Annotated in this window: 18 protein-coding genes, 1 tRNA gene and 1 pseudogene; 14 read left to right on the top strand and 6 right to left on the bottom strand. The window is 67.4% G+C overall.

Going from position 1 to position 19,551, the window contains the following annotated elements:
- Positions 1 to 71 precede the first annotated feature (71 nt).
- A pseudogene (locus tag AX692_RS20640) lies at positions 72 to 308 on the top strand (DUF2155 domain-containing protein); the annotation flags it as partial.
- 35 nt (positions 309 to 343) lie between these two features.
- On the opposite strand, the gene aat reads toward AX692_RS20640, so the two are convergent.
- Entirely contained in the window at positions 344 to 1,192 is an 849-nt protein-coding gene (aat, locus tag AX692_RS17720) for a leucyl/phenylalanyl-tRNA--protein transferase (RefSeq protein ID WP_081095437.1), read from the bottom strand.
- 77 nt (positions 1,193 to 1,269) lie between these two features.
- Here aat and AX692_RS17715 point away from each other — a divergent pair.
- From AX692_RS17715 to AX692_RS17690, 7 genes are all read left to right on the top strand, one after another.
- Positions 1,270 to 1,345 (top strand) — tRNA-Trp (locus AX692_RS17715).
- 265 nt (positions 1,346 to 1,610) lie between these two features.
- Positions 1,611 to 1,766, top strand: coding sequence for a hypothetical protein (locus AX692_RS19850; RefSeq protein ID WP_155644829.1), 156 nt, complete (start codon positions 1,611 to 1,613; stop codon positions 1,764 to 1,766).
- A 210-nt stretch (positions 1,767 to 1,976) separates the two neighbouring features.
- Positions 1,977 to 4,439, top strand: coding sequence for a PhoX family protein (locus AX692_RS17710; protein WP_073973343.1), 2,463 nt, complete (start codon positions 1,977 to 1,979; stop codon positions 4,437 to 4,439).
- A gap of 221 nt (positions 4,440 to 4,660) precedes the next feature.
- Entirely contained in the window at positions 4,661 to 4,903 is a 243-nt protein-coding gene (gene secE, locus AX692_RS17705) for a preprotein translocase subunit SecE (protein WP_073973345.1), read from the top strand.
- A 50-nt stretch (positions 4,904 to 4,953) separates the two neighbouring features.
- Entirely contained in the window at positions 4,954 to 5,490 is a 537-nt protein-coding gene (gene nusG, locus AX692_RS17700; RefSeq protein WP_066527148.1) for a transcription termination/antitermination protein NusG, read from the top strand.
- Between the two features lie 13 nt (positions 5,491 to 5,503).
- Positions 5,504 to 5,710: a hypothetical protein gene (locus AX692_RS17695; protein WP_073973342.1), complete on the top strand. Its 207-nt coding sequence runs from the start codon at positions 5,504 to 5,506 to the stop codon at positions 5,708 to 5,710.
- Between the two features lie 83 nt (positions 5,711 to 5,793).
- On the top strand, positions 5,794 to 6,828 hold the full coding sequence (locus AX692_RS17690) for a patatin-like phospholipase family protein (protein ID WP_073973341.1): 1,035 nt from the start codon (positions 5,794 to 5,796) through the stop codon (positions 6,826 to 6,828).
- Between the two features lie 54 nt (positions 6,829 to 6,882).
- Here the strand turns inward: AX692_RS17690 and AX692_RS17685 are convergent, their stop codons facing one another.
- Positions 6,883 to 7,551, bottom strand: a complete 669-nt coding sequence (locus tag AX692_RS17685) for a PspA/IM30 family protein (protein WP_196489979.1) — start codon at positions 7,549 to 7,551, stop codon at positions 6,883 to 6,885.
- Between the two features lie 497 nt (positions 7,552 to 8,048).
- Here AX692_RS17685 and rplK point away from each other — a divergent pair, with 497 nt between their 5' ends.
- The 4 genes from rplK (at position 8,049) to AX692_RS17665 (ending at position 9,964) form a co-directional block, all read left to right on the top strand.
- The gene (gene rplK, locus AX692_RS17680) at positions 8,049 to 8,480 is read left to right on the top strand and encodes a 50S ribosomal protein L11 (RefSeq protein WP_073973339.1); all 432 of its coding nucleotides are present in this window, start codon (positions 8,049 to 8,051) and stop codon (positions 8,478 to 8,480) included.
- Positions 8,481 to 8,484: 4 nt separating this feature from the next.
- The gene (rplA, locus tag AX692_RS17675; RefSeq protein ID WP_073973338.1) at positions 8,485 to 9,177 is read left to right on the top strand and encodes a 50S ribosomal protein L1; all 693 of its coding nucleotides are present in this window, start codon (positions 8,485 to 8,487) and stop codon (positions 9,175 to 9,177) included.
- Between the two features lie 149 nt (positions 9,178 to 9,326).
- A complete protein-coding gene (locus AX692_RS17670; protein WP_073973337.1) occupies positions 9,327 to 9,542 on the top strand; it encodes a hypothetical protein in 216 nt (71 codons plus the stop codon).
- A gap of 116 nt (positions 9,543 to 9,658) precedes the next feature.
- Entirely contained in the window at positions 9,659 to 9,964 is a 306-nt protein-coding gene (locus AX692_RS17665) for a hypothetical protein (protein ID WP_073973336.1), read from the top strand.
- Here the strand turns inward: AX692_RS17665 and AX692_RS17660 are convergent.
- The 4 genes from AX692_RS17660 to AX692_RS17645 all read right to left on the bottom strand — a co-directional run bounded on the left by AX692_RS17660 (position 9,923) and on the right by AX692_RS17645 (position 14,304).
- Complete coding sequence (locus AX692_RS17660; protein WP_073973335.1) at positions 9,923 to 10,825, bottom strand: GNAT family N-acetyltransferase; 903 nt, start codon at positions 10,823 to 10,825, stop codon at positions 9,923 to 9,925. The two genes, AX692_RS17665 and AX692_RS17660, sit on opposite strands and share 42 nt — an antisense overlap.
- Positions 10,826 to 10,837: 12 nt before the next feature.
- Positions 10,838 to 11,815, bottom strand: coding sequence for a polysaccharide deacetylase family protein (locus AX692_RS17655; protein WP_073973334.1), 978 nt, complete (start codon positions 11,813 to 11,815; stop codon positions 10,838 to 10,840).
- Positions 11,816 to 11,884: 69 nt separating this feature from the next.
- Complete coding sequence (locus AX692_RS17650) at positions 11,885 to 12,646, bottom strand: competence/damage-inducible protein A (RefSeq protein ID WP_073973333.1); 762 nt, start codon at positions 12,644 to 12,646, stop codon at positions 11,885 to 11,887.
- A gap of 149 nt (positions 12,647 to 12,795) precedes the next feature.
- The gene (locus AX692_RS17645; RefSeq protein ID WP_073973332.1) at positions 12,796 to 14,304 is read right to left on the bottom strand and encodes a flavin-containing monooxygenase; all 1,509 of its coding nucleotides are present in this window, start codon (positions 14,302 to 14,304) and stop codon (positions 12,796 to 12,798) included.
- Between the two features lie 128 nt (positions 14,305 to 14,432).
- On the opposite strand from AX692_RS17645, the gene AX692_RS17640 reads away from it, so the two are divergent.
- Together AX692_RS17640 and AX692_RS17635 are read left to right on the top strand one after the other, a co-directional pair.
- Entirely contained in the window at positions 14,433 to 16,457 is a 2,025-nt protein-coding gene (locus AX692_RS17640) for a TonB-dependent receptor plug domain-containing protein (RefSeq protein ID WP_073977340.1), read from the top strand.
- Between the two features lie 211 nt (positions 16,458 to 16,668).
- Entirely contained in the window at positions 16,669 to 19,218 is a 2,550-nt protein-coding gene (locus tag AX692_RS17635; protein WP_230959534.1) for a TonB-dependent receptor, read from the top strand.
- The last annotated feature ends 333 nt before the right edge of the window (positions 19,219 to 19,551 follow it).

Genomic DNA, 19,551 nt, shown 5'->3' with positions numbered 1-19,551 from the left:
ACGATCCCGCCACCCCCGCTCCGGCCGCCAGCGCCGCCGCCGCCCCTGCCAATGACTACGGCGCCACCCCGATGAACGAGCGGGTTGCGGTGATCGGCCTCCTCAACAAGCGCAACAATGTCTCCGAGGAGATCAAGCTGAAGCCGGGCGAGGCGCGCGAGATCGGCCCCGTGATCATCCGCGTCTCGGCCTGCGAGCGCACCGCGCCGTGGGAGCTCCCGCAGCAGACCGGCGCCTTCGTCCAGGTCGACATCCGCGAACGCGGCGCGGCGCAGCACACCCGCGTCTTTTCGGGCTGGATGTTCCTCGAAAGCCCGAGCCTCAACGTGGTCGAACACCCGGTCTACGACGTCTGGGTCAAGGCCTGCACGATGCGCTTCCCGGGCGAGGAGGGGCCGGCCTCTCCCAAGGACGGGCCCCGGGATGGCGGGGCTGCAAAGCCCTCTGCCGCCCCCTCGGCCTCGCCCACGCCGTCACCCGCCGCCACGGCGGCCGCGCCCGCGCCCGCGCCTGCGGCATAGGCCGCGCCCGAGGCGAACTGCCGCCACGCTTCGCCGAGCTCCATCCTGGGCTCGCCCGCGGCGTTCTCGACCAGACGGCGATAGCGCGCCTGCGCCAGCTCGCGCGCGCCCATCGAGCGCAGGTGCTCGGTCATGAACTGGCAGTCGAGCAGCACCATTCCCGCGCGCCGCATCAGCGCCACCAGCCAGGCGAGCGCGACCTTGCTCGCGTCGGGCACCCGGCTGAACATCGATTCGCCGCAGAACACCCGCTCGAAGCTCACCCCGTAGAGCCCGCCGACCAGCTCCGGCCAGCCCTCGGGTCCGACCTGCCAGCACTCGACCGAATGCGCGTGCCCGGCGCGGTGGAGGCCGAGATAGGACTGGATGATGCGCTCGGAAATCCAGGTCTCGGGATGATCGGGGCGCGGCTCGGCGCAGGCGCGGATCACCTGCTCGAAGCCGCGATCGACCGTCACCGCGAACCTGTCTGCACGGATCACCTTCCTCAGCGACTTCGAGAGGTGCAACCCCTCGAGCGGGATGATCGCCCGCTCGCGCGGCTCGACCCAGAACACCTCGGGATCGTCGCGCCGGTCAGCCATCGGGAAAATCCCGCTGCGATAGGCGAGCAGCAGGGTCTCGACCGGGATCGGAGGACGGGTAGGCGCGTGCATGGCGCGGCGCAGCATACAGGCGCCGGGGAGCTGTGGCAAAGAGGATTGCCTAACTTTCGTTGCAGCGCTAATGGGCCCCCCTCAGCCAGTGCAGGGGTGTAGCTCAGCTGGTAGAGCATCGGTCTCCAAAACCGAGGGCCACGGGTTCGAATCCTGTCACCCCTGCCATTCCTGTTCGCGAGCCCGCCTCCGCGGGCTCGTCCTCGCGGCTGATCCTCACTCCGCTCCGCTACGTTCGGGCCGCTGCAGCTCGGCCGCGTGGCCTCGCGGCCTTGCGGCCCATTGCCGGTTGGCGAGCCCGCCTCCGTCGGTTCGTCCTTTCCTGCCTCGAGGGCGGATGGCACTTCTCCCTAGTGCCCGTTCATCCTGCGGCAAGCCGAACCGTGTATTCTTGTCGACGAACCGAGTTCACGCCCATGACAGGAGACCAAGGATGAGCGCCTACACCTTCCGTTCCTCGCGTCCCGACCACTGGGTCAGCCCGCGGCCCACCCGCGATCCCGCCCGGGGGCGCGCGATTCACGGCCCGCTCCAGCCGATGGGGGCGCCCGGGGACGGCTGGCTGTCGCGCCTGCTCCTGCGTCGCTGAACCGGGCGCGGCACGGGCATCGTTGCAGCTGGTGCAAGTGCCGGTTGCCGATCCTGCAATTTCAACGTTTCGCGCCCGCTCGGCTCGTCGCATTGTGACTGATTTCGCGGGCAGATTCTTCATTCTGACACGCGGCTTACACCCGCGTGTCACGCCAGAAACCCATAGTCCCCCCATCCGGAGATTCACTCAGAGGGGGATTAACACACCATGGCTAACTGTACCCGCGACGCCGCTTACACCGACGGCGATGTCGATACCAACTTCACCGGTCTGCGCACGCTCAACGAGATCGCGGACGAGCGCTTCTCGCGCCGCCAGACGCTGGTGGGCGGGCTGCAGGCTTCGGCGACCGCGTTCCTCGGCACCTCGCTGCTGGCCGCTTGCGGCGGCGATGAAGTGGTCGGCCCGGCCGAAGCGCTCGTCAACGCCGGGCAGGACGCCACCACCTCGGCGGGCCGCATGGTCACCATCGCGCCGACCGTGAGCGGTTCGGCCACCGCCACGATCACCCAGGTCGCAGGGCCCCCGGTCACGCTGACCGGCAACGGCAACAGCCGCTCGTTCTTCGCCCCCGGGGTCGCCTCGACCACCACGCTGACCTTCCGCGTCAACGCCAACAACCAGATCGACGACGTCAACATCACGGTCAATCCGGCGCAGTTCGGCTTCACCGCCGTCGCCCGCAACACCAATGACGTCGTGACCGTGCCCGCCGGTCACAACGTGACCGTGCTGACCCGTCTGGGCGACCCGATCCTGCCGGGCGCCGGGGCCTTTGCCAACAACGGCACCGACACCAACTATGCCGCGCGCATCGGCGACCACGGGGACGCGCTCTATTACTACGGCCTCTCGGCGGCCGGCATGCGCGACGACAACAGCTCGATCCGCGGGCTGCTGGTGCAGAACCACGAGAACCTTAACGTCCAGTACCTCCACCCCAACGGCCCGACCAACCTGACGTCGGGCGTGCGGCCGGCGGCTGAGGCGCTCAAGGAAATCGAAGCCCACGGCGTATCGATCGTCGAGATCCAGGACACGGGTAACCGCAACTGGGTGATGGTGGCCAACAGCGCCTTGAACCGCCGCATCACCCCCAACACCCCGGTGGTGTTCAACGGTCCGGTGCGCGGGACCGATTTCCTCAAGACCGTCGGCTCGCCGAGCGGCACGACCGGCACCGGCACCATCAACAACTGCGCCAACGGCTATGCCGAATGGGGCACCAACCTCACCTGCGAAGAAAACTGGGCGGGCTACTTCCGCCGCGACAACACCGGCGCGGGCGCCGACACCGCCAACCGCACCGCGCGCGAGCTGACCGCGCTGCGCCGCTACGGGGTCAACAGCAGCCGTGGCAACTACAACTGGGCCTCGCTGGCAGGCACCGACCCGATCTACACCCGCTGGGATGCGCGGGCGGGCACGGGGGCTGCGACCACCGACTACCGCAACGAGCCCAACACCTTCGGCTGGGTGGTCGAGATCGACCCCTTCAACCCCGCCTCCGCGCCGCGCAAGCGCACCGCGCTCGGCCGCTTTGCGCATGAAGGTGCGTGGATCAGCAACCTCGTCGAAGGCCAGCGTCTCGCGGTCTACATGGGCGACGATTCGCGCCGCGAATATCTCTACAAGTTCGTCTCGACCGCGACCTGGACCGAGGCGGACCGCAACCGCACCGACCGGCTGGCGGTGGGCGACAAGTATCTCGATGCCGGCACGCTCTATGTCGCCCGCTTCAACGCCGACGGCACTGGCACCTGGCTGCCGCTGGTGTTCGGTCAGGTGCCGAACCGTCCGGCGGTGGGCAGCGAACCCGAATATGTGTTCCAGAGCCAGGCCGACATCCTCGTCAACACCCGCCTCGCGGCTGACGCGGTGGGCGCGACCCCGATGGACCGTCCGGAATGGACCGCGGTCAACCCGGCCAATGGCGAGGTCTACCTGACCCTCACCAACAACAACGCGAGCCTGCGTCCGATCACCGGCACCGATGCCGCCAACCCGCGGCACTATGTCGAGCCGGTCGGCACGGGTTCGACTTCGGGCAACCCCAACGGCCATATCATCCGTCTGCGTGAAACCGGCAATTCGGCGGCTGCAACCACCTTCAACTGGGACATCTACCTGTTCGGGGCGGATTCGACCGACGCCAACGCCACCAACGTCAACCTCTCGGGCCTTAATGCGGACAACGACTTCTCGAGCCCGGACGGCCTGTGGTTTGCGCGCCCGCAGAACCCCTCGGGCGTGGGTCGTCCGCTGCTCTGGATCCAGACCGATGATGGCGCCTTCACCGATCGCACCAACAACCAGATGCTCGCCGCGCTTCCGGGCCGGGTGGGTGACGGCGGTGCGCGCACCATCACCAACACCGCCTCCAACGGCACGACCGCAACCCAGGCGACGATCGTCGGCACGGCGGCGACCGCTGCCAACCTGCGGCGCTTCCTGACCGGTCCGCTCGAAGCGGAAATTACCGGCGTCGACACCACCCCGGACGGCCGCACGATCTTCGTCGGCATCCAGCACCCGGGCGAGGATGCCAGCGACCCCAACGCCCCGTCGAGCAACTGGCCTGCGAGCCAGACCGGCGCGGCGCCGGGCGTGCGCCCGCGTTCGGGCGTGGTGGCGATCACCCGCGCCGACGGCGGCATCATCGGGCTGTAATCCGCGCCGCCTCATGGCGATGCATAAGGGGGGCGGGGCAGCTAAGGGCTGCCCCGCCCCTCTTGCATTCGCGTGGCCACGGGCGTATGGGCGACATCGTCTTTCCCGACATCGGCAGATCCTCCAGCCCCTCCGGCGACCTTGTCCCGGGCGGCGCGGAGCCCTACCTGAAAGCCGGCCGGACGAGACGAGTGCGGCATTACGCGAAGGAACTGGCTGGCATGGCCGACAAGATCACCGCTCCCAAGGACGGGGCAGAACCGAAGAAGCCCAAGACCTCGCCCGGCGAGTTCTTCAACCAGGTGCGTGCCGAGACGAACAAGATCGTCTGGCCGACCCGCGAGGAGACCGTGCGCACCGCGATCTTCGTGTTCATCTTCATGGCGCTGCTGTCGGTCTTCTTCCTCGGCATCGACACCGTGTTCGGCATGATCGTCAACGCGCTGGTCGACCTGCTCAAGTAGGCCGCCGCAAGCTGCCGCTCCCCGCAAGACCCATTTCCCAAGGACGTTCCATGGCCCGCTGGTACATCATTCACGCCTATTCCGGTTTCGAGAACAAGGTGCGCGACGCGATCATCGCCGAAGCCGAACGCCTCGGCCTGTCGGAAGGCGTCGAGGAAGTGCAGGTCCCGACCGAGACCGTCACCGAGGTGAAGCGCGGCAAGAAGGTGCAGGTCGAACGCAAGTTCATGCCCGGCTACGTGCTCGCCAAGCTGAACATGACCGACGACATCTACCACCTCGTCAAGAACACCCCCAAGGTGACCGGCTTCCTCGGCTCGGGCAACAAGCCGCAGCCGATCTCGGAGAAAGAGGCCTCGCGCTATTTCGGCGGGGTCGCCGAAGCCCAGGCCGCGCCCAAGCGCGACATCAGCGTCGATTACGAGATCGGCGATTCGGTCAAGGTCAACGCCGGGCCCTTCGCGAGCTTCAACGGGATCGTGGAAGAGCTCGATTTCGACAAGCAGAAGGTCAAGGTTTCTGTCTCGATCTTCGGCCGCGCCACCCCGGTGGAACTGGGCTTCGAGGAAGTCGAACTGGTGAAGTGAGGGTGCGGGCGCGGTGAAAACCCGCCCCGGCATCTGCAACCGCAAGCGCCGCTTCGCCACGCGCGAGGCGGCCGAGGCCGTCGCCGCCGCCGCGGACCTCACCTTGCGCGCCTACAAGTGTGCGCTGTGCAAGCGATTCCACCTCACCAGCCGCACCAAGGGGCTGCGGGTGCCGCGTCAGACTGCCGCAAAGCCTGACCGCACAGGCGTCACCGACTGACTGGCGGCCAACCGGCTCGATCTTGAATTTACAACAAAATCAAGCGATCATCGACGCCTGTGGCAAGCTGCGGAGTCGGTGCGATGACCTACAAGATCCTTTCCTTCGATGGTGGCGGCATTCGCGGACTGGTCAGCGCTATGCTGCTCCAGAATCTGGTTGGCCAGCCCGGGCTGGCCAACCTGATCGACGATGCCGATCTGCTGGTGGGCACGTCGACCGGCGGGCTCATCAGCCTGTCGCTCGCGGCCGGCCAATCGGTTTGTGAGGTGGTTGACGTCTACAAGAATAAGGGCGCGAAGATCTTCCAGCACTATTCTGACGATTACGGCGCGACCTCGGTCAAATACCTCAATGACGGGATCAGCCAGATGGCGGGCCAGTGGCTCGCGAATTTCCCGACCATGAGTTCACTGCGCAGCGGCTCCGGGCGCGACGTGGCAGTGGTCGCGGCTCAGCTGTGGGATCCCAATGCCCTGTCGCCGGGCGCGAACCCGCAGGGTTCATGGATGCCGCGTTTCATATCGAGCCTCTCCGGCAATCCCTACACGGGCCTCGATCCGGTGCTGGCCGCGCTCGTGACTTCGGCCGCTCCGATCTATTTCCCGCCGGTCGAAATCGACACAATGGAGGCCGATTACAACAGCTTCTATGTCGACGGCGGGCTCGTCGCCAACAATCCGCTCGCCTTTGCCGTGGCCCAGGTTGTGGGTGCGGGAATGGCCACCCCCGACGACATAGGGGTCATTTCCATCGGCACGGCCACCAGCTCGTTCGGGATCACGACCGAGGACGTGAAAGGCCAAGATTACGGCGCCAACAGCTGGGGGGCCAGCCTCTGGCTCGACCCGTTCGGTTCGGGACCCCGTCCGGCCTTGCCGCTGCTCGAACTGGCCCTGTCGATGAACGAGGAGTTGTCGACCGCGGCAGCAGCGGCGATGTTCGGCACGCCCAATGCCGACGGATCGCGGTTCCTGCGCGCAGAACCGGTCATCGCGCCCTACGCGATGGACGATTACAAGGACATCGGGCAACTCGAAAATGACGTCGCCGCCTATATCGACAGCGACGATTGGGCGCAGATCGTCAAGCTGGCGCCTGCGGTCTGGGGCTACTGACAGCTTCGGCGAGTGCGGGCCGCCCGCCGCGCCGTGAGGCTGGTGGCGCTGTGCCTATTTGCCCTTGCCGCCCGCCTTCTTCGCCGGCACGGGCGCGCTTGCCTTCAGCGCGGCAAGCTCCGCCTCGACCGCGCTCGCGCGGCGCATTTCCTCGATCTCGCGGTCGACGCTGGCGTTGGTGCGCGAGGGGGCCTCGTCCTCGGTGGCGAACTGGGCGCGCTGGCCGAGGGTGTTTATGCGATTGAGATGCGCCTCGGCCCGGCTCGCGGCGCCGCCGGCGCTGCCTGCGCGGGCAGCCTCGTCGGCGGCGATCTGGGCGCGGGCCTGCGCGCGGGTTTCCTCGCGCTTGGCCTCGAGTTCGCGGATGGCGGCGTCGATCTCGGCGAGGCTGGCGTCGGCGGCGGCAATCTCGTCCTTCAGGCGGGCGATCGCCTGGCGGCAATCCTCGCGCGCCAGCAGTGCCTGCCGGGCGAGATCCTCGCGGCCGTGATCCATCGCGGTCTTGGCCTTGTCGCCCCAGTCGGCCTCTTTCAGCTCGTGCTGGACGAGGCTGGCTTCGAGCCGCTTCTTGTGCTGGGTGACGCGGGTGCGGTCACCGGTGAGCGAGATGATCGATTCCTCGATCTCGCGCTGGAGCAGGGTGAGCATCTTGGCCGGGTTTGATGCCGCTTCGATTGCGCTGGTCACGTTGCTGGAAATCAGTTCCTTGATTTGGATTGCCACCCGAAACATGTTCGTCCCCTGAGAAATTCGCCGTCTGAAAGACCTTATATCACAGATGATTATGATTTTGTGAAGGGCACGGATCGCGCGTCGACCCGGTGCCGCTGTTCGCAGCTTGAGGGATCGCTTTCCTACTTCGCCCGGAATGCCCAAAAGGGGTCTGTCCTGCGGCGGCGCAATGGATCGCGGCCGGATTTTTCGTCCCGCTTCCCGTGTCCGTCCGCTTCAAGAATGGGTCAGATAATGATTGATGTTCAAATGCTTGCGGGAGTTTTGCAAAGCGGACACGGTGTCCGCTTTGTCCGCTTTGCAGGCCCGGTGGCTGCGGCGGCTTGCTTTTTTCCCCTTCCGGCTCTAACCGCGCGCCTTCGCTCGGCCAGAGGCATGAGTGATTCCGTGCGGGAGCCCTTCGCATTGCAAGCGGGAGGGGCGCTGGACCGCTTAACATGAGCCCGGATGGAAGCAGCCGGGCAACAGTGCGACAGGAGTAAGGCCTCATGGCCAAGAAAATCGAAGGCTATATCAAGCTGCAGGTGCCCGCGGGCTCTGCCACCCCCTCGCCGCCGATCGGCCCGGCGCTGGGTCAGCGCGGCGTGAACATCATGGAATTCTGCAAGGCGTTCAATGCCGCCACGCAGGAAATGGAAAAGGGCATGCCGATTCCGACGGTCATCACCGTCTACGGCGACCGTTCCTTCACCTTCGTCACCAAGACCGCGCCGGCGACCTACTTCATCAAGAAGGCCGCCAACCTCAAGTCGGGCTCGAAGGAGCCGGGCAAGGTCTCGGCCGGAACCATCAAGAGCTCGCAGATCCGCGAGATCGCCGAAGCCAAGATGTCCGATCTCAACGCCAACGACATCGAACAGGCGATGAAGATCATCGCCGGCAGCGCCCGCTCGATGGGCCTCGAAGTGGTGGAGGGCTAAGCACATGGCAAAGATCACCAAGAAGGCGAAGGTTCTGGCCTCGCTCGATCGCGAGAAGCTCTATGGCTTCGAGGAAGCTCTCGGGGTGCTGCGCCAGTTCAAGGGCAAGTTCGACGAAACCGTCGAAGTCGCGATGAACCTCGGCGTCGATCCGCGTCACGCCGACCAGATGGTGCGCGGCATGGTGTCGCTGCCCTCGGGCACCGGCAAGGACGTGAAGGTCGCGGTCTTCGCGCGCGGCGACAATGCCGAAAAGGCACTGGCTGCGGGCGCCGACAAGGTGGGTGCCGAGGACCTCATGGAAGACATGATGGCCGGCAACCTCGACTATGACCGCGTGATCGCCTCGCCCGACATGATGGGCGTGGTGGGGCGTCTGGGCAAGGTGCTCGGCCCCAAGGGCCTGATGCCGAACCCCAAGCTCGGCACCGTGACCCCGAACGTCGCCCAGGCGGTCAAGGACGCCAAGGCCGGCCAGGTCGAGTTCCGCGTCGAGAAGCAGGGCATCATCCACTCCGGCATCGGCAAGCTCAGCTTCTCGGACGATGCGCTGAAGGCGAACTTCAAGGCGCTGACCGATGCGGTGGTGAAGTCCAAGCCCTCGGGCGCCAAGGGCAAGTATGTCCGCAAGGTCTCGCTGACCTCGTCGATGGGCCCGGGCCTCAAGGTCGACCTGTCGGAAGTCGAGGGCGCGTAAGCCGCTTTTCTTCAGCTCCGCTGACAGCATCATAGGGGTCGGAAGCCGGGTGCTTCCGGCCCCTTTTGCGTCAGGCGGCGGCAGCGGGGCGACCGGCAGCGGATCACCGGCAGGGCGGATGCGGTAAGCCTTCGCAAAGGAGCAGCCCCATGCTGAGAGCCGCCATCATCCTCATCGTGCTCGCGACGATCCTCGCGACCTATTTCGTCGATTCGTTCATCGCCCCGCCGATCGGCGCGGCGCTGCTGTTCGTCGTGTTGCTGGCCGGGTGGCTCTACAACCGGGGCGACAGCCGCGCGAACCGGCAACGCTCGGAGGAGGCAACCCGCCGGCAGCGCGAGGAGCGTGCGCGGGACGAACGCTGAGCCACAATTGAATACTCCGGACCCCTTGTCATCGGCACGGACTAACCCATGTGAGTTTGTGCGGCGCGGCGCCCCTCTCCTCTCCTTGCCGTGCCCGGGTGAAAGAGGTTCGATCCATGCCCGTGCGCTCCGAAGGCCTGACCGGTTGGTTGTCGACCAAGTGGCTGGTGACAGCCGTGGCCCTGGCGGCCGATGGCCTGCTGCTCGGTTACGACCTGCGGCTGGGCCTTGCGGCGGGGGCTCTGATCGCTGTCGTGGCGGTGATGTGGCTCTACATCGCGCTGCGCTACGGCTCGCTCTCGGGCGCGCCCTCGGCCCGCGCCGCGCTGGTCGAGACTGCCCGGCAGCGCGAGGCCAAGCGGATGATCGCGGCGCGGGCTTCAGGCGCGCAGCAGGGCGCGGATCCGCCGGGCCGCGCCTGAACGCTCGGCCAGCGCCTTCGCCCCCGCCACGCCCGCATCGAAGGCCTCGCGCGCGCCCAGCAGGGTGCGGTTGGCGAGGGTCGGGCGCAGCAGGACGAGGCTCGAACAGGCCGCCGCGTGCGTCCCGAACAGCGCCTTGTGTGCGCCCTCGCCCTCGGTGAAGTCGAACCAGGCGAAGCGGCCCTCGGCGAACAGTCGCTCGAGCGCCTCGAGCTGGAGCACGGTGCCGGGGGACAGCCGCGCCCAGGCGGGGTCGTAGCCGAGGTGGGCATAGACCAGCGTGCGCCCGCTCACGGGCAGGGAGAGGTAGGCGACCGGCGCTCCGCCCGCGTGGAGCAGGAAGGCGCGCATCCGGTCATCCTCGGCCGCCTCCAGCATGGCGCGGCGCGCGGCAGGGTCGCCGGGTAGCCCGGCATCGAGCAGCCGCGCCTGATAGGTCTTCGCCGACAGCGGCAGGGCGGCGGCAAGGAAGGCCTCGATCTCGGCAGGGGTGCGGTGCGCGGTGACGTGGTGGCCCCCCGGCGCCTCCTCGGCGAGCTTCCTCGCCTTGCGCTTCAGGGTCGAGCGGGTCTTGCCCGAGAAGCGCGCCATGTAGGCCTCGAAGCCCATCCCCAGGTCGATGTAGTGGCGCCGGTAGTCCTGCCGCCCGCCGGGAATGCAGCCCGGATAGCGCGCGGCGAGTGCGGGGAGCAGCGCGGTCGGCGCGGAGAGCACCCGCACCCCGTCGCGCGCCGGTGGCGGCGCCGGGGGCAGGGCGGCGGCGAGCACCTCCTCGAGGCTGAAGGCCCAAGTGGCAAGGTCACGCGGCACGCTGACCAGACGCCGCGCGCCGAGCGTGAAGTCGATTCCCGAGCGCGCCATCCCGGCCGCGTCCTAAATGTTGCCGTAGAGCGCGTTGGAGACGAACTGCTCGGCGATCCGGCGCCCGGTGCGCAAAGGGTTCGCGGGCAGCGCGGGGGTGGTGCCGGCGAGGTGCAGCCGCGGCGGGGTCTCGGCATAGGTGCCGGTGGTAACGCCGCGCATGTCGGCCAGCGCCTTGAGCAGCCCGGTGAAGCGGCGGCGGACGATCGGGTTCACCGCCTGCCGCCGACGGTTGATGAGTTCGAAGGAGTGGCTGACCAGCGTGAAGCTGTCCCGCGCGCTGTCCCGTGCGTGGCGGATCGCGCTGACGATCTCCCCCAGCGTCAGCGCGGTCAGCTGGGCATGGCGCAGGCCCCCGCCGATCGTGCCGATCGCGCCCACGGGAACCTCGAGCACGCCCATGTGGCCGACGGGATCGCGGTCCTCGGGCGAAAGGCCGATGCGGCACGCGCCGGTGCCGACCAGAGCCGGACAGTGGCTGGTGTCGTAGTTGATCCCGATGCTCGCGAGCGCGCGCAGCGTGTCGTCATCGGCGCCGTAATTGCCCGCCCGGAAGGCGACCGGCGCGGGCGCTCCGGCCGCCATCAGCGTGGTGCGGGCGTAGTCGAGGATCGCGCATTGATCCTCGAAGGCGAAATCGGCGAGGTTCCTGCCGGTCGCCTGCGAGGCGAGCGGATTGGCGGGCCCGGCGTGTGCGAGCCATTCGGTGTGGCAGTGCAGCTGCACGTCCTGCCCGGCGGCGATGATCGGCCCGACGACGTCCTCGATCGCGGCCACTCCCCACACCAGCGCGGGCATCGGATCGACGAAGAACACCGCCTTCTGCCCGTGCTCTTCGAGCAGCTGGAGCTTGTGGGTGATCCCCGCCGGGCCATCCGGCGTGAGGCAGGCGATCGAGCGGGCGAAATTCTCCGCACGGTCGCCTGCCCCCGGGCCGGTGTAGAGACCGGAGGAATATTCGGTGTCGATCGTGATGAACACGCGCGTCATGCCCAAGGCCCTAGCGCGCAAGGGTTAAGGCGAGGTGATGATGTCTCTTCGAGCGCCCGGCATGCGGCGTCAGATGCCGCCCGGCGTCACTGGGTGCCCCGCCGCAGCGAGCCCCTCGGCAAGCGCGGTGCAGCACGCCGCAAGGTCATCGGCACTGACCGAGCGGATCACGAAATTGGCGCCCACCCGGCCCTCGCGGAAGAAGGGGTAGGAGCCGATCTGGCAGGTCTCGTAGGCGGCCTCGGTCCGGCGCAGGATGTCGGCGACCTCGCTTTCGGGGATCCACCCGCCAAGCGTCTGCGTGAGCAGCGGCGCGCCCCCTTCGAGCGCGCCGGTCAGCGCGTCGAGCATCCCGGCGGTGATGTGCGGCACGCCCGCCATCAGGAAGATGTTGCCGCGGCGGATGCCGGGCGCGCCCGACATGCGGTTGGGGATCAGCTCGGAGCCCTCTGGCACCCGCGCCATCCTGAGGCGCCCCTCGTTGAGCCCGCCGCGCGTTTCGTAATAGCGCTCGAGCAGCGCGCGCGCCTCGGGGTGGATCACGACCGGCACGCCCAATGCGGCGGCGACCGCATCGACGGTGATGTCGTCATGGGTCGGCCCGATCCCGCCGGTGGTGAAGAGGTAGTCGTAAGCGGCCCGCAAGGCATTGACCGCCTCGACGATTCGCGCCTCGACATCGGGCACCACCCGCACCTCGGCAAGGCGGATGCCCTGCACCTGGAGCCAGCTCGCGACCTGCGCGATGTTCTTGTCCTGCGTGCGGCCGGAGAGGATTTCGTCGCCGATGACGATGAGCCCGGCGGTCCAGATCTTGTCGGGAGAGGTCATGGGGGATGGTTAGGGGAGTTTGGAGAACTGCAAAAGTCTTTCGTCATTGCGAGGCGCCGAAGGCGACGCGGCAATCCATGGACCATAGGCTGGCCGCTCCGTCGGGCCATGGGTTGCTTCGCTACGCTCGCAATGACGAAGCAGAGTGGCTACTCCGCCGCCTCCAGCTGTTCGTCCACGCCCCGCGCATTGGCGCCGGCACGGGTGAAGGTGAGGATCCCGTCGGTCAGCGGGTCATCCTTCATGCGCTTCCTGTCGACCACGTATTCCTGGTTCAGCCGCCACGGGTAGCTCACCGAGTTTCTCGGCATGATGTGCTTGCCGCGCTGGATGTAGCCGCTCGAGAAATCGAAGACGTCGTCCTCGACGATCTTCGCCTCGGCCTCGGGGGTGAGCACCGGGGTGGCGATGGCGGTGCCAGTCGCGCGCATGTGTTCGAGCACGCGGCAGACGTAGTCCGAATTGATGTCCGCGCGCAGGGTCCAGCTGGCGTTGAGGTAGCCGAACACCACCGCAAGGTTGGGCAGGTTCGAGAACATGCAGCCCTTGTAGTAGAACCGCTCGTTGAACTTCACCGGCACGCCGTCGACGCGCACGTCGATCTTGCCCGCGACCGCGAGCTTGAGGCCGGTCGCGGTGACGACGATGTCGGCGGGCAGGAACTTGCCGTCCGTCAGCCGCACGCCGCCCTTCTCGAAGCGGGCGATATGGCCAGTGACGACGCTCGCGCGGCCGGCCTTCATCGCGGTGAACAGGTCCTCGTCGGGCACCAGGCACAGGCGCTGTTCCCAGGGGTTGTAGGGCGGGGTGAAGGCGGCCTTGTCGTAGCCCGGGCCGAGTGCCTTCTCGATCTTCTTGTAGAGCGCGTCCTTCACCTTCTGCGGCTTGTCGCGCGCCATCTTGAAGCTGATGTCCTGCATCTTGATGTTCTTGAACCGGGTGATCCGGTAGGCGAGCTTTTCCGGCAGGATGGCGCGCAGGAAATTGGCGATTGCGTCCTTGGCGGGGCGCGAGAACATCCAGGTGGGGGTGCGCTGGAGCATGGTGACATGCGCCGCCTCCTTCGCCATCGAGGGCACGATCGTCACCGCGGTCGCGCCCGAGCCGATCACCACGACGTGCTTGTCCCGGTAGTCGAGATTCTCGGGCCAGAACTGCGGGTGGAGCACCTCGCCGTCGAACTCGCCGAAGTCGAAACCCGGGTCATAGGGCTCGTCGTAATCGTAGTAGCCCGCGCCGAGATAGAGGAAGTTCGCCGTCATGTGCGCGGTGCTGCCATCGGCCTTTTCCAGCTCGACATGCCAGCGCGCGTCATCGTGGCGGAAGTCGGCGGAGATCACCTTGTGGCCGAAGCGGATGTGCTGGCGGATGCCGCGCTCGTCGACGATGCGGTCGAGATAGTCGAGGATCGCGGGCGCATCGGCGATCGACTTCTCGTGCGTCCACGGCTCGAAATCGAAGCCGAGCGTGTGCATGTCGCTGTCCGAGCGGATGCCGGGATAGCGGAACAGATCCCACGTCCCGCCGAGATTGTCGCGCCGCTCGACGATGGCGTAGGAGTGGTGGGGTGCCTTCATCTCCATGTGCGCGGCCATGCCGATGCCGGAGATTCCGGCACCGACGATCAGGACGTCGAAATCGGGCGGTGTTGCGAGCATGACGGGGCCTCTCTCTCCCTAATTGACACTGATGTAACCACAGGCCTCGCGCAAAAGCGAGTCTTGAATGGCAAAGTGCAACTGAGTTTGTGGTGACACGGTGCGGCCCACGCATTAAGGCGCGGCCCATGACCTTCCGTGCCCGCCTGCTCGCCTGCGCCCTGCTGCTTCCCCTCTCCATGCCGCTGGCCGCGCAGGAGAAGGAGGCGAGCGAGGAGGAACAGGCCGAAGAGATCATCGTCACCGGCAAGGGCCTCGATCCGGCGCTCTCGACGGGCATTTATGCGACCACCACGATCGAGCGCGATGCGATTGTCGCCAGCCCCTCGGGCCGGATCGAGGACGTGCTCCGCAATGTCGCGGGGTTCCAGCAGTTCCGGCGCTCCGACAGCCGCTCCTCGAACCCGAGCGCGCAGGGCGTGACTCTGCGGGCGCTCGGCGGCAATGCCACGAGCCGCGCGCTGGTGCTGCTCGACGGGGTGCCGATTGCCGATCCCTTCTTCGGCTACATCCCGCTCTCGGCGGTTCCGCCCGAGACATTGGGCACGATCCGCGTGACACGCGGCGGCGGGTCGGGGCCGTTCGGGGCGGGTGCGCTGGCAGGGACGATCGAGCTCGAAAGCGCCGAGCCGGGCGAGGTCTTCCTCGGCAGCGCGGCGGTGAACGACCGGGGTGAGACCGAGGCTAGCGGGGTGCTGACGCAGCGCTTGGGGCGCGGCTTTGCCGTGGCGAGCGGGCGCTGGGACCGGGGGCAGGGGTTCTTCACCACGCCTGAGGCTCAGCGCGTCCCCGCCACCGCGCGCGCCGCTTTCGACAGCTGGAACGCGGCCCTGCGCACAGTCGCTCCGCTCACCGACACCGTGGAGGTGCAGGCCCGCGTCGCCGCCTTCCGCGATGATCGCACCCTGCGCTTCGAAGGCGCGGACTCCTTCAGCAATGGCGAGGAAGCCTCGATCCGCTTCGTCGGGCGGGGCGATTGGCAGTTCGATGCACTGGCTTACGTGCAGGCACGCGACTTCGGCAACGTCGTCATCTCCTCCACCCGCTTCACGCCGACATTGGACCAGCGCCGTACACCCTCGACCGGGATCGGTGGCAAGTTCGAGCTGCGCCCGCCGTTGCTCGAAGGGCACGACATCCGCATCGGCGTCGATTACCGCCGCGCCGACGGGGAGCTGCAGGAGGAGGCGATCAACGCCGTCTCCGGCCTGATCACCGAGCGCCGCCGCGCGGGCGGGGCGACCGCCAATCTCGGTATCTTCCTCGAGGACGACTGGCAGATCGGCCCGCTCACCCTCAACGGCGGGCTGCGCGCCGACCGCTCGAGCATCACCGGCGGCTTCTACCGCGCGGTCTCGGCCAGCACCGGAGCGGTGGTGAGCGAGGTCGTCGCGCCCGACCGCAGCGACTGGTCGCTGAGCTGGCGGGGCGGTGCGCTGTTCTACGCCACGCGCCGCCTCGATCTGCGCGCGGCGGCCTATACCGGGCTGCGCCTGCCCACCCTCAACGAGCTCTACCGCCCCTTCGTGGTTTTCCCGGTAGTGACCGAGGCCAATGCCGACCTCGCCAACGAGCGCCTTCAGGGCTTCGAGATCGGGTTCGACTGGCAGCCGGTCAATGAAGTCGTGATCGCGGTGACCGCCTTCGACAACGAGACCCGGAACGCCATCGCCAATGTCACCATCGGCCCGAACCTGCGCCGCCGCGCCAACCTGCCCGCGATCGACGCGCGAGGGATCGAGGCGAGCGTCGCGGCGAAATTCGGGCAGGTCAGCCTCGACGGCGCGCTCGCCTGGACCGATGCCCAGGTGCGCGGCGAGGGGGTGTCGGCCGACCTCGAGGGCCTGCGCCCGGCGCAAACCCCCGATTTCGCCGCCACCCTCACCCTCGGCTGGCAGCCCGCGCCCGGCTGGCGGATTGCGGGAACCTTGCGCCACGTCGCGGCCCAGTTCGAGGACGACCGCGAGACCGACCGCCTGGCGCCCGCGACCACGCTCGACGCCTTCCTCGCCGCGCCCCTGTGGGGCCGCCTGTCGCTGACCCTCAGAGGGGAGAACCTGACCGACGAGGAGATCGTCACTCGCAACCAGGGCGGATCGATCGATCTGGGCGTTCCGCGCACCGTGTGGCTGGGGCTGCGCTACGGCTTCTGAGGGCGCCTGCGCGGCCCCGCGCAATAATCGCTCCTGCATACCTATGCGAAATGAGTCGATGCTGCGGAAAATGGATGATTGTGGCATTTTTGCTACGGTTGCGCAGAAGTTTGCCTCCAACTCTTGTCAGGCGGCGCGACGCTGATAGGTTTCGTTCCGCAAACCCAAGTCCGGCGAAAAGACCGGCTGGGATGTGGAGAGAGGGAAACTGATGATGCGCAAGCTCGCAACCTTCGCCTGCGGCCTGATGGCCTGCAGCGCGCTGACTACCCCTGCCTTTGCCCAGGACACCGAAGAGGGCACGACTGCCGCCAGGGATGACAACGTCATCATCGTGACGGCAACCCGCCGCGCACAGGACGTGCAGGACATTCCCCTCGCGGTGACCGCCATCGCGCCCGAGCAGCTCGAGGCGCAGCGCGTGGTCAACATCCAGCAGGTCGCGGCGCTCGCGCCGTCCTTTACCTCCAGCCAGGCGCAGCTCGCCTCGGGCTCGGTGGTGCTGCGCGTGCGCGGCGTGGGGACGACTTCGAACAACATCGGCTTCGAAAGCGCGGTCGGGATCTTCATCGACGGCGCCTACCAGTCACGCCCTGGCGTCGCGCTCTCCGAATTCGTCGACGTCGAGCGGGTCGAGGTGCTGCGCGGCCCGCAGGGCACCCTGTTCGGCCGCAACACCTCGGCCGGCGCGCTGAACATCACCAATGTCCGCCCCGACGTGACCGAGTTCGGCGGCTTCGTGAACGCCGAATACGGCAACTTCGACGAGAAGAGCCTGCAGGGCGCGATCAACGTGCCGATCGTGCAGGACACCCTCGCGCTGCGCCTTACCGGCGCCTGGCGCGAACGCGACGGCTTCCTCACCGTGGTCGACCGCAACGGCAACGAGGTGGGTGACACCAATGATGTCGACCAGTGGCTGGTGCGCGGCCAGATCGGCTGGGACACCGAGAGCGGGCTGCGCGGCCGCATCATTGCCGATTATTCGAAGAGCCAGTCGAGCTGCTGCGGCGCGATCGAGCTCTACCAGACCCCGCTGGTGGGCCTCGGCGCCTTCGCGGCGGTCGGCCTCGGCGCCAATGGCGGCAACGGCCAGCCCTTCGTGGCGACCGCGCCGCGCGATCAGGCCGGGTTCGAACGCGCGCTCGACAACCGCATCGTCTCGGCCAACTTCGCGCCCGAGGCCGATATCGACAACTACGGGGTGACCGGCGAGATCGAATTCCCGCTCTCCGACAGCGCCGACCTGATCTTCATCGGCTCCTACCGCAAGTACCAGAGCTTCGAGCGCTACGATTCCGACTTCACCGGGCTCGACATCCTCGACGTCGATGCGCTCAACCTCGACATCGACACCTGGACGGCGGAACTGCGCCTTCAGGGCGAAGCGATCGGGGGCAAGCTCAACTACATGATCGGCGGCTTCTATTCCGACGAGCAGATCGACCTGTCGAGCAGCTTCTCGCTCGGCGCCGATTATGATCGCAACTTCGGCGCCTTCCTCGGCGCAGCCGCAGGGCCCCTGCCGCTCCAGACCTTCACCGGGGTGAACCCGACCGGCACGAGCAACACCAACCGCTTCCAGCAGGACGCCAAGAGTTACGCGGTGTTCACCCACAACTCCTTCGAGATCACCGACGGGCTCGAACTGACGCTGGGTGCGCGCTATTCGTGGGAAGAGAAATCGGGCGGATTCACCCAGACTGCGGTCAACAACCAGGTCTGCCCCGCAACCCTCGGGGCGCTGGGCACGATCGGGGGAGTCAACCCGGCGCTGGTGCCCGCCTTCATCGGGCTTGGTTGCTTCGGTTTCACTGCTCCGGTCAACCTGCCCCAGGCTGCCGCCCTGCCGCTGCCGCGCACCTTCCAGTCCGACTTCGACGACGAGGAGCTGATCTACACCGTCAAGCTCGGCTACGAGATCAGTCCCTTCGTCAGCACCTATGCGAGCTTCACCCACGGCTACAAGGCGGGCGGGATCAACCTCGACACCACCGCCGCGGTCGGCGGAGCCAACCCGAGCTTCCTGTCGGAAGAGGTCGATGCCTATGAAATCGGCGTCAAGGCGCAGACCGCGAACCGCGCGCTGACGCTCAACATCGCCGGCTTCTACGAGGAGTTCACCAATTTCCAGGTGCTCGAATTCACCGGCACCGCCTTTGCCACCTTCAACGTGCCGATCGCCGAGACCCGCGGGGTGGAAATCGAAAGCCTGCTGCGTCCGGCCGACGGCCTGACCATCAATCTGGCTGCGACCTTCCTCGAGGCGAGCTATCCGGACGATTGCGCCGGCACCCAGACCTCGCCGCAGGTGGTCTCGCTGTGCGGCAACGACCTCACCAACGCACCGCGGATCATCGCGCTGGCGGGCGCGATGTGGGAGAAGCCGATCAGCGACGATGTCGAGTTCTTCATCTCGGGCCAGGTCCGGGTAGAGGACGACCAGCGCACCTCGACCCAGGCGATCGTGCCGCCGAGCGCGGCGCAGATCGCCGCGCTCGGGCCCGATGCGGCGGTGGCGGCCCAGCCGCTGATCGTTGCCGACATCCAGGACGGCAAGGCCTTCGTCAATGCACGCGCCGGCCTGCGCTTTGCCGGCGGCAAGTATGCGATCGAGGGCTGGGTCAACAACCTCACCGACGAGGTGGTGCGCGGGGTGACCGTCAACACCACGCTCCGCGGCACCGGCGCGAACAACTCGCGCTCGGCCTTCACCCTGCCGCCGCGGCAGTACGGCGTCACGCTGCGCGCGAAGTTCTGAAGCCGCAGCACAGGTCAGCTCCGCAAAGGAGCGGGAGAGGGGAGCGGTTCGCCTGGGCGGGCCGCTCCTTTCTTGTTTTTCGAACCCGCCTCCGCGGGTTCGTCCTCGGTGCTGTTTCAAGTCCTGCGGACTTGAGCACCTGCGGCTCGCGCGCGTGCGCTCGCGGCGCCTTCGGCGCCGAACTCGCGCTTTCAGTTGTGTGAGAACTGGCACGAAAAGACGGCCCGTCGCGGGGCCGCCTTCTCAATTCTCAATCATCGCGCTGCTCCGGTCGCGTCAGCGACCGCAAGGCCGAACGGCCGCCCGCAGGTGCTCAAGTCCGCAGGACTTGAA

Origin of the sequence: Erythrobacter donghaensis (assembly GCF_001557325.1) — a bacterium.
Classification (GTDB): Bacteria; Pseudomonadota; Alphaproteobacteria; order Sphingomonadales; family Sphingomonadaceae; genus Erythrobacter; species Erythrobacter donghaensis_B.
The sequence above is the reverse complement of the archived record's forward strand: the minus strand, read 5'-3'. Positions and strand labels throughout refer to the sequence as shown.